This is a genomic window from Streptomyces sp. NPDC059851 (genome assembly GCF_042732005.1).
GTDB lineage: Bacteria > Actinomycetota > Actinomycetes > Streptomycetales > Streptomycetaceae > Streptomyces.
The window spans coordinates 25648-39775 of record NZ_JBHWJJ010000020.1 but is presented as its reverse complement, the minus strand read 5'-3'; the positions used below and the strand labels follow the sequence as shown (position 1 = coordinate 39775).

At 71.4% G+C, this 14128-nt stretch carries 14 protein-coding genes and 1 pseudogene; 9 read left to right on the top strand and 6 right to left on the bottom strand.

The genetic code is table 11. The features are described from left to right. Together ACFV7Q_RS09760 and ACFV7Q_RS09755 are read right to left on the bottom strand one after the other, a co-directional pair. Positions 1-438 (bottom strand): annotated as a pseudogene (locus ACFV7Q_RS09760) (hypothetical protein); the annotation flags it as partial. Positions 439-904: 466 nt separating this feature from the next. After that, complete coding sequence (locus tag ACFV7Q_RS09755) at positions 905-1153, bottom strand: hypothetical protein (protein ID WP_385425977.1); 249 nt, start codon at positions 1151-1153, stop codon at positions 905-907. Between the two features lie 106 nt (positions 1154-1259). Here ACFV7Q_RS09755 and ACFV7Q_RS09750 point away from each other — a divergent pair, with 106 nt between their 5' ends. The 3 genes from ACFV7Q_RS09750 to ACFV7Q_RS09740 all read left to right on the top strand — a co-directional run bounded on the left by ACFV7Q_RS09750 (position 1260) and on the right by ACFV7Q_RS09740 (position 2677). Next, positions 1260-1694 carry an Hsp20/alpha crystallin family protein gene (locus tag ACFV7Q_RS09750; RefSeq protein WP_385425975.1) on the top strand — a complete coding sequence of 145 codons (435 nt, stop codon included), beginning with the start codon at positions 1260-1262 and terminating at the stop codon, positions 1692-1694. Between the two features lie 98 nt (positions 1695-1792). Next, positions 1793-2188, top strand: coding sequence for a DUF2267 domain-containing protein (locus tag ACFV7Q_RS09745; RefSeq protein WP_385425972.1), 396 nt, complete (start codon positions 1793-1795; stop codon positions 2186-2188). A 45-nt stretch (positions 2189-2233) separates the two neighbouring features. Further along, positions 2234-2677 carry a DUF2267 domain-containing protein gene (locus tag ACFV7Q_RS09740; RefSeq protein WP_385425969.1) on the top strand — a complete coding sequence of 148 codons (444 nt, stop codon included), beginning with the start codon at positions 2234-2236 and terminating at the stop codon, positions 2675-2677. Positions 2678-2898: 221 nt separating this feature from the next. Here ACFV7Q_RS09740 and ACFV7Q_RS09735 read toward each other — a convergent pair whose 3' ends face one another. Next, positions 2899-3174: a hypothetical protein gene (locus ACFV7Q_RS09735; RefSeq protein WP_385425966.1), complete on the bottom strand. Its 276-nt coding sequence runs from the start codon at positions 3172-3174 to the stop codon at positions 2899-2901. Between the two features lie 200 nt (positions 3175-3374). Next, positions 3375-4730: a PLP-dependent aminotransferase family protein gene (locus ACFV7Q_RS09730; RefSeq protein WP_385425963.1), complete on the bottom strand. Its 1356-nt coding sequence runs from the start codon at positions 4728-4730 to the stop codon at positions 3375-3377. Between the two features lie 76 nt (positions 4731-4806). On the opposite strand from ACFV7Q_RS09730, the gene ACFV7Q_RS09725 reads away from it, so the two are divergent. The 6 genes from ACFV7Q_RS09725 (at position 4807) to ACFV7Q_RS09700 (ending at position 11834) form a co-directional block, all read left to right on the top strand. Next, on the top strand, positions 4807-5469 hold the full coding sequence (locus ACFV7Q_RS09725) for a LysE family translocator (RefSeq protein WP_385425960.1): 663 nt from the start codon (positions 4807-4809) through the stop codon (positions 5467-5469). 1046 nt (positions 5470-6515) lie between these two features. After that, positions 6516-8117 (top strand): hypothetical protein, encoded by a 1602-nt coding sequence (locus ACFV7Q_RS09720; RefSeq protein WP_385425957.1) that lies wholly within the window; start codon positions 6516-6518, stop codon positions 8115-8117. 468 nt (positions 8118-8585) lie between these two features. Continuing rightward, positions 8586-9137 carry an Imm21 family immunity protein gene (locus ACFV7Q_RS09715; protein WP_385425954.1) on the top strand — a complete coding sequence of 184 codons (552 nt, stop codon included), beginning with the start codon at positions 8586-8588 and terminating at the stop codon, positions 9135-9137. A 372-nt stretch (positions 9138-9509) separates the two neighbouring features. After that, entirely contained in the window at positions 9510-9803 is a 294-nt protein-coding gene (locus ACFV7Q_RS09710; protein WP_385425951.1) for a hypothetical protein, read from the top strand. 289 nt (positions 9804-10092) lie between these two features. Next, the gene (locus tag ACFV7Q_RS09705) at positions 10093-10935 is read left to right on the top strand and encodes an NAD(P)-dependent oxidoreductase (protein WP_385425949.1); all 843 of its coding nucleotides are present in this window, start codon (positions 10093-10095) and stop codon (positions 10933-10935) included. 41 nt (positions 10936-10976) lie between these two features. Further along, positions 10977-11834, top strand: a complete 858-nt coding sequence (locus ACFV7Q_RS09700) for a phosphoenolpyruvate hydrolase family protein (RefSeq protein ID WP_385425946.1) — start codon at positions 10977-10979, stop codon at positions 11832-11834. On the opposite strand, the gene ACFV7Q_RS09695 is transcribed toward ACFV7Q_RS09700, so the two are convergent. Together ACFV7Q_RS09695 and ACFV7Q_RS09690 are read right to left on the bottom strand one after the other, a co-directional pair. Continuing rightward, positions 11799-12749 carry a LysR family transcriptional regulator gene (locus tag ACFV7Q_RS09695; RefSeq protein WP_385425943.1) on the bottom strand — a complete coding sequence of 317 codons (951 nt, stop codon included), beginning with the start codon at positions 12747-12749 and terminating at the stop codon, positions 11799-11801. The genes ACFV7Q_RS09700 and ACFV7Q_RS09695 overlap by 36 nt on opposite strands. An 11-nt stretch (positions 12750-12760) precedes the next feature. Next, entirely contained in the window at positions 12761-14029 is a 1269-nt protein-coding gene (locus ACFV7Q_RS09690) for a helix-turn-helix domain-containing protein (RefSeq protein ID WP_385425941.1), read from the bottom strand. Positions 14030-14128: the final 99 nt, after the last annotated feature.

Below are 14128 nucleotides of genomic sequence, written 5' to 3'. Positions count from 1 at the left end.
GTCTAGGGATATTCGGCCTTCTGTGTCGAGGGTGAACCGGAAGTCGGCGAATGCGCCTGCCAGTGCGATCGCGTAGGTCCCCGGGATGAGTGTGAGCTGGTGTGTGGAGGTGCGTGACAGGACGTCCGCGTTGCCGAGGAGGAAGAGGGTGAGGTCGTGGGACAGAGCGCGACCGTCGATGGTGGTGGCGAAGCCTCGGACGATGAGTGTGTCGGTTCCGCGACCACCGAGGAACCCATCATGCGCAGGGTCGTACGCAACGTGCCCATCTGGGGTGACATCAAAGTTGAAGCCGGCCGAACCCGTTTGCAAGAAGGCGTAGGTTCCTGGGCCGAGCGCAAACGAGGTGATCGTCGTTCCGTCAACGGGTGCGTCGGTATGTCCGCCAATCAGGAACTTGCTCGAGAGGCTGCGGGCATCGATGCGAATGTTTGGCATACGGATCTGCCTTCCAGACGCGCCCATTGCATGCATTGGAAGCCGCGCTGACCTTGGAGGTCTCGGCAGAAGGGCCATCAGGCGGCTGACAATGGCACCGCCGACACTGCGACGGCCCACATCCACTCACGTGGCCCCGGTTTCGTCAGCCCAGGTCCTGGATCGCCCCACCTTCACCTTGCTCCCGTAGTCCCGATCCTGCATCTTCGGGAGCCCCTGTCGGCACTGCCGAACACCGCGCCGTCGCGAAGGAAGCGGTACGAGGCCGAGCACGACTGGCTCACCATCGTCCGGCTCCCGCCCACGAGTGCGGCGAGGCCGGGCGCCGACCCATGCGGTGTGCTGCCGGGTGCCGGCCGGGCAGCTCTAGCCGAGCTGTTCGGCGACGGCCGGGGAACGGGGTGCATTGGCGGTCCCCGACCGCAACGAGCGCGGACCTTCGGCAGTCAGATAACCGACAACCGGTTCACGTCGATCTCCGGAGACCCGGCGCGGATCCGGCGAGTTGCGCGCGGACCTCGCACAGCATCAGGAGCGCGGCCAGGGCTGGGTGCGGGCCGGCCTGCGGCGCGGCCGTCGGCGTCCCTGCGGCGGGCCGCTGGGCGTCCTGGACGGCCTGGTCGACGGTCTCCAGTGCCGCGGCGGCGGCGAGGAAGGTGACGGCGGGGTCGGCTGGTGGGGGGCCTCGGTCATGAGGGTCTCCGTGATCTGTCATCCTCCAGGTGACTCCTTGCTTGTCATCGTTTCGATGACGTGTTACAACGGGAGCACGTTGAAGCGCATTGGCAGTTCCTGCCCGAACCAACTGGAGGTGTTTCGCGATGTTGATGCGCACTGACCCGTTCCGCGAGATGGACCGGATCATTCAGCAGCTGTCCGGCGCGTCGGGCACGTGGTCGAAGCCGTCCGTGATGCCGATGGACGCCTACCGCGACGGCGACGTGTACGTGATCGCCTTCGACCTTCCCGGCGTGAGCACCGAGGCGATCGACATCGACGTCGAGCGGAACATGCTCACCGTCAAGGCCGAGCGCCGGCCCACGGGCAAGTCCGACGGTGTGCAGATGGAGCTCTCCGAGCGGCCGCTGGGTGTCTTCTCCCGCCAGGTCATGCTGGCCGACACCCTCGACACCGAGCACATCGAAGCCGAATACGACGCGGGTGTCCTGACCGTGCGCATCCCGATCGCCGAGCGCGCCAAGCCCCGCAAGATCGCCGTCGGCAGCGGGTCCGGCCGCAAGCAGATCTCCGGCTGAACACGCCGCACCAGCCGCGCAGGACGGGACCGGTCCCCCTCCGGCACCCGTCCTCCGCACCCCCGTCGACGCCTCCCCACCGCCTTGGAGGTGACGTGATGCCGATGCGCCCGGAGGCGTTCTTGGACCACATCCAGGAACGCGGCGAGTACCGAACGCGGGAGGAGGCCGCACGGGTGGCCCGCGTCGTCCTGGCCCTGCTGGGCGCACACCTGGTCGGCACCGTGCGCGCCCAGCTCGCTGCCCGCCTCCCCGAGACCTACGCCCTGATCCTCCTCAACCCGTTGCAGGCCGCCGAACCGCTTTCCCCCGACCGCTTCGTCCGCGTGACCGCGGCCTGGATCGGAGGCGCCACCGAGAAGACGGCCCTGTGGGACGTCGGCGCCGTCCTGTCCACGGTCGCCGCCGCAGCAGGAGACGCCCTCCTGAGCGAGGTCCTGCTCCAGCTCCCGCCCGGCTTCGACCTCCTCTTCGGCCACCCCCAGCCCACCTGACCGCCCGACCGAACGCCGGGCTCTTCACGAGAAAGCCGCAGCACCATGTACGACCAGCCTCGACCGGACCAGGCCCCGCCCGCCATGACGTTCGAGCAGATGCTGGAACGCGTGCGCTACGAAGGCGCCTACCCCACCCGCGAACGCGCCGAGGAAGCCGTCCGCACCGTTCTCGCCGCCCTCGGCCGGCAGCTCGTCGGAGACGAACGCGTCGACCTCGCCCACTGCCTGCCCATCGAGGCCGCCCTCGCCCTGACCGCCCAGATCCCCGACACCGAACACCTCACCGGCTGGGGCTTCATCAAGGACCTGGCCGACCGCACCGGCGCCACCCCCGCCATCGCCCGCTGGGACACCGGAGCAGTCCTTTCCGTCGTATCAAGCCTGGCAGGCCCCGACCTCCTCGCCCGGATCCTGCGCCACCTCCCCGGCGGCTACGCCCTCCTCTTCGGCCAGGCAGAACTGCGCCAGCTCCAGGAGGTCGCCTGACCCGGCCCATGGGCAGGCGGCCCGGGAGCGGCTTGCGAACGGTCTCGTTTTCGGCCCGAGGTGAGAATTCAGGACAGCTCGCCAGCCCGCAGCGGCGGCCCCGCGGCGGCGACCAGTCAGCGGCTCTTGGCGAGGGCGTCGGCGAGCCGGTCGTGGGTCAAGCCGGAGCGTCCTTTGATGCCCGCCCCGGTGGCCTTCTCGTACAGCCAGCTCGGCCTCGGTCAGGGACCGCAGCGAAGAAGCGCCCGAGCTCGGCGGTGCGCTGCCTCGCGGCCGGCTTCTTCCCGTACCCGGTGGCGGAGGCGCTGGCCGCCGGTGTCCTTCGGACTGCGGGCCCGCTCGACGCTCGCGCGCAGGGCCTCCATGAGGTCGACGACACCGGTGGGCTGGGCGGGCGGCTCGGCCTTCTCCACGGCTTCGCCCGCGGCCTTGGCCTCCATCAGCGCGCTCGCTGCTGACGTCCACCGCGCGCAGCCGACCGGTTGTCCGCCGACCACCCGGCCCGCGTCCTCGCCGCCGGTGCCTTGGCCGGCGCCGACTATCAGTTGTCCCTCCCGCCGGACGGCACCGTGCGCTGCATGCAGGGGCGGGGCCCGGCTCGTCCGCGCCCTGTACGAGCGTCTCGACCGCCTTGCCGAGGCCACAACAGCATCAGAACCGGGGGATCGTGCGTCGTGGTCGGCCGGGTGGCCGGAGGTCAACCGAGCAGGTCCTCCGGCGCGGCGTCCGCCAGCTCCCCGAGGAGGCGCAGCGCACGCTCCAGGACGGGCAGGGGCGGCGACGCCAGCCCGATGCGGACCGCCGACGGCGAAGCCCCGGGGCCGACGGCGAACGCGGCGCCGGGAGTGAGCGCGATGCCCTCGCGTGCGGCGGCCGCGACGAACGTCTCCGCGCGCCACTGCGGCGGCAGGTGCCACCAGGTGTAGTACGAGCACGTGTCGGCCAGCAGCCGCTGCCCGGCCAGGATCCGACGGGCCAGCGCCTGCCGCTGCACCGCGTCCGCCCGCTTCGCCGCGCCGATCGCACTGACCGTGCCGTCGCCGATCCACCGGACCGCAGCCTCCAGGGCGAAACCGCTCGGGTTCCCGCCCGTCGAACGCAGGGACGCACCGACGGCGGCCCGCAGGGCGTCCGGGACCACGAGGAACCCGGTGCTCAGACCGGGGGCCAGGCGTTTGGAGAGACTGTCCACGACGATCGTGCGCTCCGGGGCCAACGCCGCCAGGGGCGGTACCGCGGGCTGCAGGAAGGACCAGACCGCGTCCTCGACCAGGGTCAGGTCGAGTGTGCGCAGGGCGGCGGCGAGCGCTTCCCTGCGCTCGGGCGCCAGGCTCGTACCGAGCGGGTTGTGCAGGCGCGGCTGGGCGTAGACGGCGTTCAGCGGGGTGGCGCGGTGTACGGCCCCGAGGGCGTCCGGGAGCAGACCGTGCTCGTCCGTCGGGAGCGGGACCAGGGTGATGCCGAGGCGCTGCGCGATGGCCTTGACCACCGGATAGGTCAGCTCCTCCACCCCCAGCCGGCGGCCGGGCGGCACCAGCGCGGCCAGGCTCGCGGCGATGGCCTGCCGCCCGTTCCCCGCGAAGAGCACTTCGTCCTCGGCCGGCTGCCAGGCAGCCCCGCCATCGGCGCCGGAGGCTACGAGTGACGCGAAGGCCCGGCGGGCGGTCGGTGTGCCCCTTGCGCCGACCGGACGCAGGGCCGCGTCCAACGCGTCCGTCCGCAGCATCGGTGCGAGCGCGGAGCCCAGCACCTCCGCCTGCTCCGGTACGACGGGATAGTTGAGCTCCAGATCGACCCGGGCTGCGGCGGGCTCCGCCAGCGGCACCCCGCGCAGGGACGCGTCCCCGCCCGCGCGCACGAACGTGCCCCGGCCCACCTCCCCGACGACCAGACTGCGCCGTACCAGCTCGGCGTAGACGCGTGCCGCCGTGGAGGGGGCGATTCGGCGGCGGCGTGCGAAGGCCCGCTGGGTGGGCAGCTGTTCGCCGGGACGCAGGCGCCCGGCGGCGATGGAGGCCGCGATCTCGTCGGCGATCAGCCGGAAGTCTTCCATCGGGCCATTCTCCCGCATTGCACCGAGTGCAAAGAAGTCATTGCACTGAGCTGACGGGCGGACGTAGCCTCGCCGCATGGACGAACTCACCTCCGTCGTGGAGGCGCAGGCCGTACTCGGCGTGGCCGCCGTGGCGCTCGGGATGGTGCTCACACCCGGGCCGAACATGATCTACCTGGTCACGCGGTCGGTCGCCCAGGGACGCCGGGCGGGCCTGCTCTCCCTCACCGGCGTCGCCGCCGGCTTCCTGGTCTACTTGACGGCCGTGACAGCCGGGATCGCCGCGGTCTTCGCCGTCGTGCCGGTCCTCTACACCGTCATCAAGTTCGCCGGCGCGGCTTACCTCCTGTGGCTCGCCTGGCAGGCCGTCAGGCCGGGCGGTGCGGCGGTCTTCTCGCCCCGGCCGCTGCCGCCGGACCCGCCGCGCAAGCTGTTCGCGATGGGCTTCCTCACCTGCCTGCTCAACCCGAAGATCGCGATCATGTACGTGTCCCTGCTGCTGCAGTTCGTCACGCCGGCCAAGGGCCGCGTTGCGGTGCAGAGCTTCGCCCTCGGCCTGACCCAGATCGCGGTCGCGGTCACCGTCAACGGCCTGATCGCGCTGAGCGCGGGCAGCATCGCGTCCTTCCTCGGCCGCCGCCCCGGCTGGCTGCGGATTCAGCGCTACGCGATGGGAACGGTCCTGGCGGGGCTGGCCCTGCACCTGGCCGCGGACCGCGCCAAGGCCGTGACCCCGTAGCCCGCCGGGAGGCCGGGCCCGCGGCTCCTACGCAGCAGGTCAGGGGCGCGTCGGCTCCGGGCGTACAGCCGGAAGGCTGCCGGTGATGATCAGTGGTCCCGTGGCAGCGAGAGGCCGAAGCAGCCGAGATGTTCCGCTTCTGATCAACACCCCCTCCGCCAGCTTCGGAAGAAGGCCTGTGTGACCTGGTCCGAACCGGCTCGGGGCCAGCCGTCGTCCTGCTGCACGGACCACGGCGCCTGCGAGCGCCTCCCGCGCGAGGTGAGCCGTGCCGCGCATGTCGCCGACGTCGTGGTCGTGGGTGCGTGCCATGTCCTGGAGGCGGGTGATGGTCCGGCCGACTGCGGTGTCGTTGCCGGCACATGTTGTGGGCGCGGCCTGATGGTCGGGTCGTCGTCCTGATCAACCGTGCTCACGACCTGGGCCACATCGACCGAGCCCGCCGGGAGTGCCTCTGCAAGCAGCCCGCTGCCCGCGGCTGACGGACCAACGAACCCGTCGCCGTGCACCCCGAGCAGCCCACCCTCGTCCGCGCCGTGCTCGGCCGCAAGTACGGCGAGCCGCCGTCCCTGCTCCATGCCGCCGAAGACCTCGGCTGCGCCCGCCCTCATGCGCTCCCTCGCACCCGATGTCGCAGCCGACCCGGCTCCGCGCCGAACCGCATCCGTGATCAGCCTCGGCGACCGCCGTCGTACGCCGCCGCAGAGGTGCACGCCTTCAGGTTCTCTCACCGGCAAGCGACGGGCCGAACGCAGGCGGACCGATTGCTGGGGGCCGGCACCGATGGTACCGGCCCCGCTTCCCGTTCCCGCAGGGGTGAGTGCCTGGTTGCGATCCTCAAAGCCGCAGCAAGCACCGTCGACATTCCTGTGACCTGGACGGCGGCGAAGCTGCCTGCGCGGGTGGACCGTCCGTTTGGCTGAGCTTGCCTCGCAAGGCGTCACGGCACGTCGAAGGATACTGCTGACGGCTGCCCAGTCGACAGGCGGGCACAGCCCCACGGCGGCCGTGCGGGACCAATGCGCAGCCGCACTGAGGGAGACGCCATGGACAGTGCCCCGGAAAACAGTGCCCCGGAAAGCCGGGCGAACGCGTCAGGCAGGCCTGCGAACCAGAGACCGGAGCGGGCGGAGCGCGGGCGGCGGGCGTGGACCGGCAAACGCCACAAGTTCAGGGCCCGGACGAGGTGGCCCCTGCTGGGCATCTGCCTGATCATGAGTGCCTTCGGCTCCGCCACGACATCAATGGCCGCTGCCGCCAAGCCGTCGGCCGAGCAATGCGACGAGGTACCGACCGGCGTCGCCGCCAGCAATCACTTCCTGACGTTCAGGATGCCGCCCGGCCTCATGCCGGATCCCCAGTTCAACAGGCGCCCGGCGAGGATTCAGGTGCATCGCGTGCGGCCGGTGTACGCGAACGGCAGATGCCCAGGGGTGACCAACAGGGCCGCGGTGCTGATCCACGGTCGCGTCCAACCAGGCCCGGCGGTGTTCGACCTGCGGCACCCCGCCCCGGAAGGCGGCCAGCTCAGCGCGCAGGAGGGACTCGCGCGGGCGGGAATCGACACCTTCGCCCCGAGTCTGCTCGGCTACGGCCGTTCGACGCGGTTCGAGACCGGCCTTGACGATCCCGGCAACGCGAGCCTCAGACCCTTCAACGTGGACGGCAGCTGTTCCTGGCCCGAGGGGTGCGACCGAACCCACCTCCCGGCGGTCTTCCCCCTCGATCGGCAGGGGGAGCTGCTCTTGACCAATCCGCTGGGCGGGCAGCGGCGCCCGCACTCGAGCAACGTCCGCTTCGCACGCACCGACGTCTGGGTACGCGACATCCGCCAGGTCATCGACGACGCCATCGCGCGAGCCCAGCCGACGGACGGCAAGGTCACCCTGATCGGCTATTCGCTCGGCGCGGAGCGCGTCGGGCGGACGCTGTACGCGGCCAACCCGGTCCTCGCCGGAAGCGCCGAGGTCATCGCGAAGGTCAACCGTACCGTGTTCCTGTCGCCGATCTTCGGCGGACCGACTGAGGAGACGACGCCGCCCGGCGGCTTCGCCACCTTCCCGCTGCATGTGACCCCCTTCACGACGGCCGCGGCCGGAACCTGGCTGATGCCGCCAGCCCGCGAGGCGGCCTGCACCGGCCACGTCATCCCGGGCAGCCCGGAGCAGTTCGCGGCGCAGCTCAGGCAGCAGGAGACCGTCGGGCGTGAATGGGGAGGAGACGCCCCCGACAACCCGACCGGCCTCACCCGCTCGCCAACGTTTTCCAGCTACGGCTGGAACACCACCGTCGCGGGACAGCTGACCCCACCCACGCTGGTCGTCCAGGGGTTCGAGGACCTGGGCGTGCCGGGGGGCGTGGCCAACTCGTCCGCCATCTTCAACGCCCTCCCCGCGTCGATGACGAACAAGGCGCTGGTGCAGGTGCGGTGCGCAAGCCACGCCCTACATCTCGAAGGCTGTTCCGGTCCGCGCTGCACCCCGCAATCCGGAACGCCCTACGGCGGACGCCCCGGCGAGCCCTGGGCCGGCCCCCACGCCACGCTCAAGGCGGCACTGACCGAGTGGATCAAGAACGGGACTTTCAACGGCGCCACGAACGGGCGGTTCACCGTCGACGAAAGTGGTGTGGCCAGTGCCAGCCCGTAGAGGCACCCACCCCTGAGGCTCAACCCGCAAGCTCGGGACGGGACGGTCGGTGACCTTGGAAGGGGGGCAGGGAAGGGAGCCCCTTGTGGTGTGGCGGCCGCGGGTGGAGCCGATGCTCGCGCAGGCCGCAGAGCCTACGAGCAGAAGCTGGACGGTTCTCCAGACACTCATGTGTCTCACGATGCTCCGCCACCACACTGCCGTTCCACCCGCACCTGGGAACGCCTGGTGGGCCGAGCACGCCAGAGCACCCTCCGTCGATCTTCGCCGCACGGCCGCTGGCAGCGGACCCACCTCACGACGCCGGGGCCGGTACGAAACCGCCGCGACGGACTACGGGACGGCGGCACGGATGGTGGCGGGCAAGTCGCCAGCAGGGCCCCTGACCGCCGCGTGTGCTGGATGGGACGGATCAGAGCAGGCCCCCTGCTCCGTCCCGATGTCAGCACCCCGCTGTAGCTTTCCCGCATGGTGAAAGACGGGAACGGGGCATGGGAGTGGATCGAGTCCGGGGGAGGGCCGCTCATCGTGGTGCCCGAACAGTTCCTGACGTCCTGGCAGGGATGCGACTTCGAGTCGACCACGGGCGACGACGACTACAGCAGGGCCTGCGAGGTCGAGGGCCACCTCGGCGTGATTCCCGTCGGACGCGCGGAGGCCCTGGTCCTCGGGGAGCCCTTGTCGACCACCTATGTGCCCGAGCACGGCTGCTTCGTGCGTTGGATCGGCGCCGATTCGGAGGACGCCCTGCTTGACGGCGTCGAACAGGCGCTTGAGGCCGCGTCGTGGGAGGCGGAGGTGGTCTGGGAGGTCCCGGGCCCAGTGGTCCTGCTGGACTCCGGCTGGCCCGGCGTTCCCGGGCCCAACGCCGAGTTCGACGACCTCGGCCGGCTGCGCATCGACTTGGAGGCGGGGCGCTATCTGGTCCGCGCTGCCTATGCCAAGCCCGCGCCCAGGACGACGATGGTCCTTGTCGGGCTCACGCGGATCTCACCCGACGGGCTGGGTATGACCGAATAGAACGAATCCTTCCGTCGCAAGCGGTCCGTCACTCCACCGTCGTAGCGATCCCTCTTGACTGGCTCAGGCGCCCGCGGTGCATAGGGCTTGATGTCTCATGAGACACACCAAAATTTGAAGAAGGACGGTCACCGTGCGCTGTTGTTCACCCCGGCCGGCCGGGGCGGCGCCGTGCTGGTGCAGACCCGTCGCGTGGCGACCGGTGGCCGGACCTGGTGGCGGCCGCCGAGCAGCCGGCTTTGTTGGCCAGTCAGTAGCGAGAGCGTCTGTTGCCCGTTCTTCGCATGGTGGGACGCGGACGAGCCGGGCCCGTCGCCGGCAACCGTGCCGTCAGGCCGGTACGCCATCGAGACGGAGCCCTACGGTGCCCCTTTGGTCGCCACCGATGTCCCAAGGCCCGCGATGCCGCGCTACGGGACGATGGGCAACGGGGAGGGGCAGTGGCTGGTGTCTCAGGGCCCGCGAGGCAACATCGTCATCAACCCGGACGACGCCTGCGGCCTGACACTGCAGCACGCCTCCTTCGCCTGCTGCGGAGCGACCCCGGAGGGCGGAATGAACCAGCTGTGCGTTCGCGGAACCCTCGTCGCGACCCTCTGCTCCGACTGCTGCCTGCCGTACGAACTCCATCTCTCAGCCGACCACGTCCGCGCCGTCCGCCTCTAGGGCATAAGTGATGTTGTGATCAGTCGCCGACCTTCAGGAGGACGTCGGCTCCCACAACAGGCCGGTCAGCCATGCTGGAAGAACAGGCACAGGTCTCCCCAGTGATCAGGAGGCGTTCACCCAGCCGACGGCCCAGTTGTACGCCGCGCGGGCCGCACCGCAGTGCGAACGTAGTTCCGCCTTTTGCTGCTCCCCGCCGACGCGGGGGTGGTTTGCCATGAGGGAGGCGCATGGGTGTGGTGCGGAAGTTTCGCTGGTGCCCGGGGTGGGGGGTTCTTACCTTGGGATCATGACTTCTGTTGCTTTTCTTGGGCTTGGACGCATGGGCGCGCTGATGGCGCAGCGGCTGCTGGACGCGGGGCACGAGCTCGTCGTCTGGAACCGGACGCCCGGCAAGGCCGCCGCGCTCGTGGCCGGGGGTGCGCGCGAGGCGGGGTCGCCCGCCGAGGCCGTGGCCGTGGCCGACGTCGTGGTCACCATGCTGTCGGACCCGCGCGCGGTGCGTGAGGTGCTCGCCGCGGCCGGGGCGGGGCTGCGGGCCGGTGCGCTCGTCGTCGAGATGTCGACCATCGGGCCCGCCGCCGTGGCCGAGCTGCGGGATGGGCTGCCCGAGGGAGTGCGGCTGGTGGATGCGCCCGTCCAGGGCAGCCTGCCGCAGGCGGAGGCCGGGAAGCTCAACATCTTCCTCGGTGCCTCCGACGAGGACGCCGTGGTGGCCAAGGAGGTGCTGGAGCGGCTCGGCACCGTCAAGCACGTGGGCGGCCCGGGCGCCGGTGCCGCGCTCAAGCTCGTCGTCAACGGCATGACCGTGTCCGCGTTCGCGGCCATGGGCGAGGCCCTGCGTCTGGCCGACCGGCTGGGGGTCGACGCGGACGACGCCCTCGACGCTCTCGCCGGTACGGCCGTGGGCCCGCTGGCCACCCGGGTGAAGCAGCGTCTCGCCGAGCCGGACGCGCCGACCCAGTTCGGGCTCGGGCTCGCCGAGAAGGACCTGCGCCTGGCCCTGGAGGCCGGTGCCGTCGCCGACGGGGTGACCGCCGCCGCCCAGCGTGCGCTCGCCGCCGCCGTCGCCGAGGGGCTCGCGGAAAGCGATGTCAGCCGTGTGGTCCGGCACATGAGGCAGCAGGCCTGACGGCGGAACCGGACGACGGACGGAACAGGGGGACAGGCGACATGGCGGAGTTCGACAAGGGTGAGCTGCTCGGGCGGCTGCGGGAGAAGGCCGCCCGCGGCGAGCCCGTGATCGGCGGCGGCGCCGGGTCCGGGGTTTCGGCCAAGAGCCAGGTGGCCGGGGGTGTCGACCTCGTCCTGCTCTACAACTCCGGGCGGTTCCGCACCGCCGGGCACGGGTCGCTGGCCGGGCTGCTCGCGTACGGGAACGCCAACGAGACGGTCCTGGAGCTGGCCAGGGAGATCATGCCGGTCGTGCCCGGCACCCCGGTGGTCGCGGGGCTCAACGGCACGGACCCGCTGTACGGGCACGCCCACCTGCTCGCCGAGCTCGGCCGGCTCGGGGTGGTCGGCGTGCAGAACTTCCCGACCGTCGGGCTGATCGACGGTGTCTTCCGGGAGCACCTGGAAGACACCGGGATGGGCTACGACCGCGAGGTGGCCCTGGTCCGGGCCGCCGCGCAGGCCGGCCTGCTGACCACCCCGTACGTCTTCGGTGCGGAGCAGGCGGCCGCCATGGCGGAGGCCGGTGCGGATGCGATCGTCTGCCACCTCGGGTTGACCGTCGGCGGTTCCATCGGGGCGCGGCGCGCCGACTCCCTGGAGGAGTGCGTGCGTTCGATCGACAGCTGGGCGGAGGCGGCCCGGGCGGTCCGCCCCGACATCCTGGTGCTGTGCCACGGAGGGCCCATCGCCGAGCCCGAGGACCTGGCGTACGTGATGCGCACGGCCAAGGGGGAGGTGCACGGCTTCTACGGGGCGTCCTCGATGGAGCGGCTTCCCGTCGAGCAGGCGATCACCGGGCGGGTGCGGGCCTTCACCGGTCTACGCGCTGTCGCGGATCGGCCCGGCCCCGCCTAGGGTCGCGCGGGCCCGGCCGGCCGTGTGCAGTTCGGTCAGGAGTGCGCGGGCCGACGGGGTGGAGTGGGCCCGGGGCGACAGCACCGCGAACACCTCGCGTGCGGGTGGTTCCGGGGCGAGCGGCAGTACGGTCACGCCCTCGGGTACGTATCCGAGGGCGAGCCCGGGTACGAGGGTGATGCCGAGACCCGCCGCCACGAGCCGGAGCTTGGCGATCCATTCGCTGACGCGCAGGGTGTTGCGCGGGACGAAACCGGCCTTCTCGCACAGGGATCGCAGCGCGGCCAGCGCCTCGGGCGTGTCGCCCACGATCCAGTCGCAGTCCGCCAGCTCGGCCCAGGCCGCCTCGGGCCGCCCGGCCAGCCGGTGGTCGCTCGGCAGGGCCAACAGCAGCGGGTCGTCGAGGAGCCGGACCACGTGGTGGTGGAGGGGCGGTGCGGGCAGTCGCCGGGTGTGGGTGCTGAGTACGGCGATGTCGATGTCCCCGGCTTCGAGCATGGGCAGGAGCCGTTCGGTGGTGCCTTCGCACAGGTGCACCGGGATCTTCGGGTACGCCGTCCGGAAGCGGGCCAGGGCCTGCGGGACCAGGGTGGCGTTGGCGGTGGGGAAGGCGCCGACCCGCAGCGACCCGGTCTCGCAGCGCCGGGCGGCGTTCAGCGCCCGTCCGGCTGCCGCCAGTTCCGCGAGGACGGACCGCGCATGGGGCAGAAGTGTTTCGCCGGCGGCGGTGAGCCGTACGCCGCGGGTCTCGCGGACGAAGAGCTTGACGCCGCAGAGGTCCTCCAGCGTGGTGATCTGGCGGGAGATCGCCGACTGCGTGTAGCCGCTGCTGGCCGCCGCCGCGGTGAAGGAGCCCTGGGCGGTCACCGTCACGAACGCCTGCAGGGCGGTGGGGGGCAGCACCTCGGGGCGCATGGGCTTCGTCCTCATCGGGCCTGCGGCAGGGTGCTCTGTTCGGCGGCGGCGGTCAGGGCCTCGGCCAGGTTGCGCCAGGCCTCGGCGGTCAGGTCAGTGTTGGAGGAGTCCTGCAGCCGGGTGGCGAGGGCGGTCATCTCGTTCACCGCCTCCCGCACGGCGCCGGCCTGGAACCGCAGCCGTATCCGCAGCATCTCCAGGCGTACGCCGTCGCGGTACGACAGCAGGCTCGGTTCGCTGGCGAGCTTGACGCACAGCTCCTCGGCCCTTTCGAAGTCGCCCTGGTAGAAGGCGAGTTGCGCGGTGACCACATGGAACTCCTGCTCGTGCAGGGGCGTGCCGATCAGGCCGATGGGGACCTCGGCCTCGGCGAGGGCGGCGGCCGCCCGGTCGGTCAGGCGCGGGGTCATCTGGAGGTAGAGCGAGGCCGCGGCGATGCGCAGCCGGGTCCACAGCAGCAGGTCGTCGTGGCTGTCGAGGTTCCGCATGGCGGCTTCGAGGTGGTCGCGGGCCGCCTCGTACTCGCCCTGGCGCACGCGGACGCTCGCGGCCGACCAGCGGGCTTCGGCGGCGAGCGACGGCGGCAGTTCGGCATGGGCCTCGATCAGCGAGCACAGTTCGTCCACGTGCTCCCTCGCCAGGGTGAGCCGGCCGGACTCGGCTTCCGCGGAGACGGCCGTGAGCAGGGCGCGGCCCAGGTCTCCCGCGTCGACGCCGGGCTCGCGGGCGAGGGCGACCGCTTCCTCCGCGACGCCGCTGCCCAGCTCGGGGGAGCCGGACAGCCGCTGGAAGCGGGCCAGTTTGACCCGGGAGCGCACCTGGAGTTCGGGCAGGCCGATTTCGTCGCTGAGCCGGACGAGGCGGGTCAGGGTCTGTTCCTGGTGGGCGGTATCGGTGCCGGGGGAGAAGGACATGGTGAGCATCCAGAGCATCTGCCAGTGCAGGGCCGTGTCCACTTCGGTGCCGACTTCGACGGCGTCGTTGAGCAGGTCGAGGATGTCCTCGCCGCCGCCCCGTCCGTCGGCGGCGGAGATGCCGCGGGCGAGCAGCTGGGTCACCGCGGAGGACGAGCCGTTGTCGAACGCCGACCGGGGCACTTCGAGCCGCTCGGCCAGGTAGGCCACGACCTTCGCCGTCGGGGGCCGGGCCCCGGACTCCAGTCTGGAGAGATAGCTGGTGGACATGCCCGGTTCGGCGAGCGCGGCCTGGGACAGGCCGCGGGCTGTCCTGAGTTCGCGCACGCGCTGCCCGAACAGCGGCTGCTCCAGAATCGTGATCACCTCGCCTGTGAACTGGTACGGCAAACCCACTGCGGGGGACTCGCTCGACTCGGCAGCCACATTGCCAAAAAGTCAAAATCCTTGCAACCCCAGGTAAAG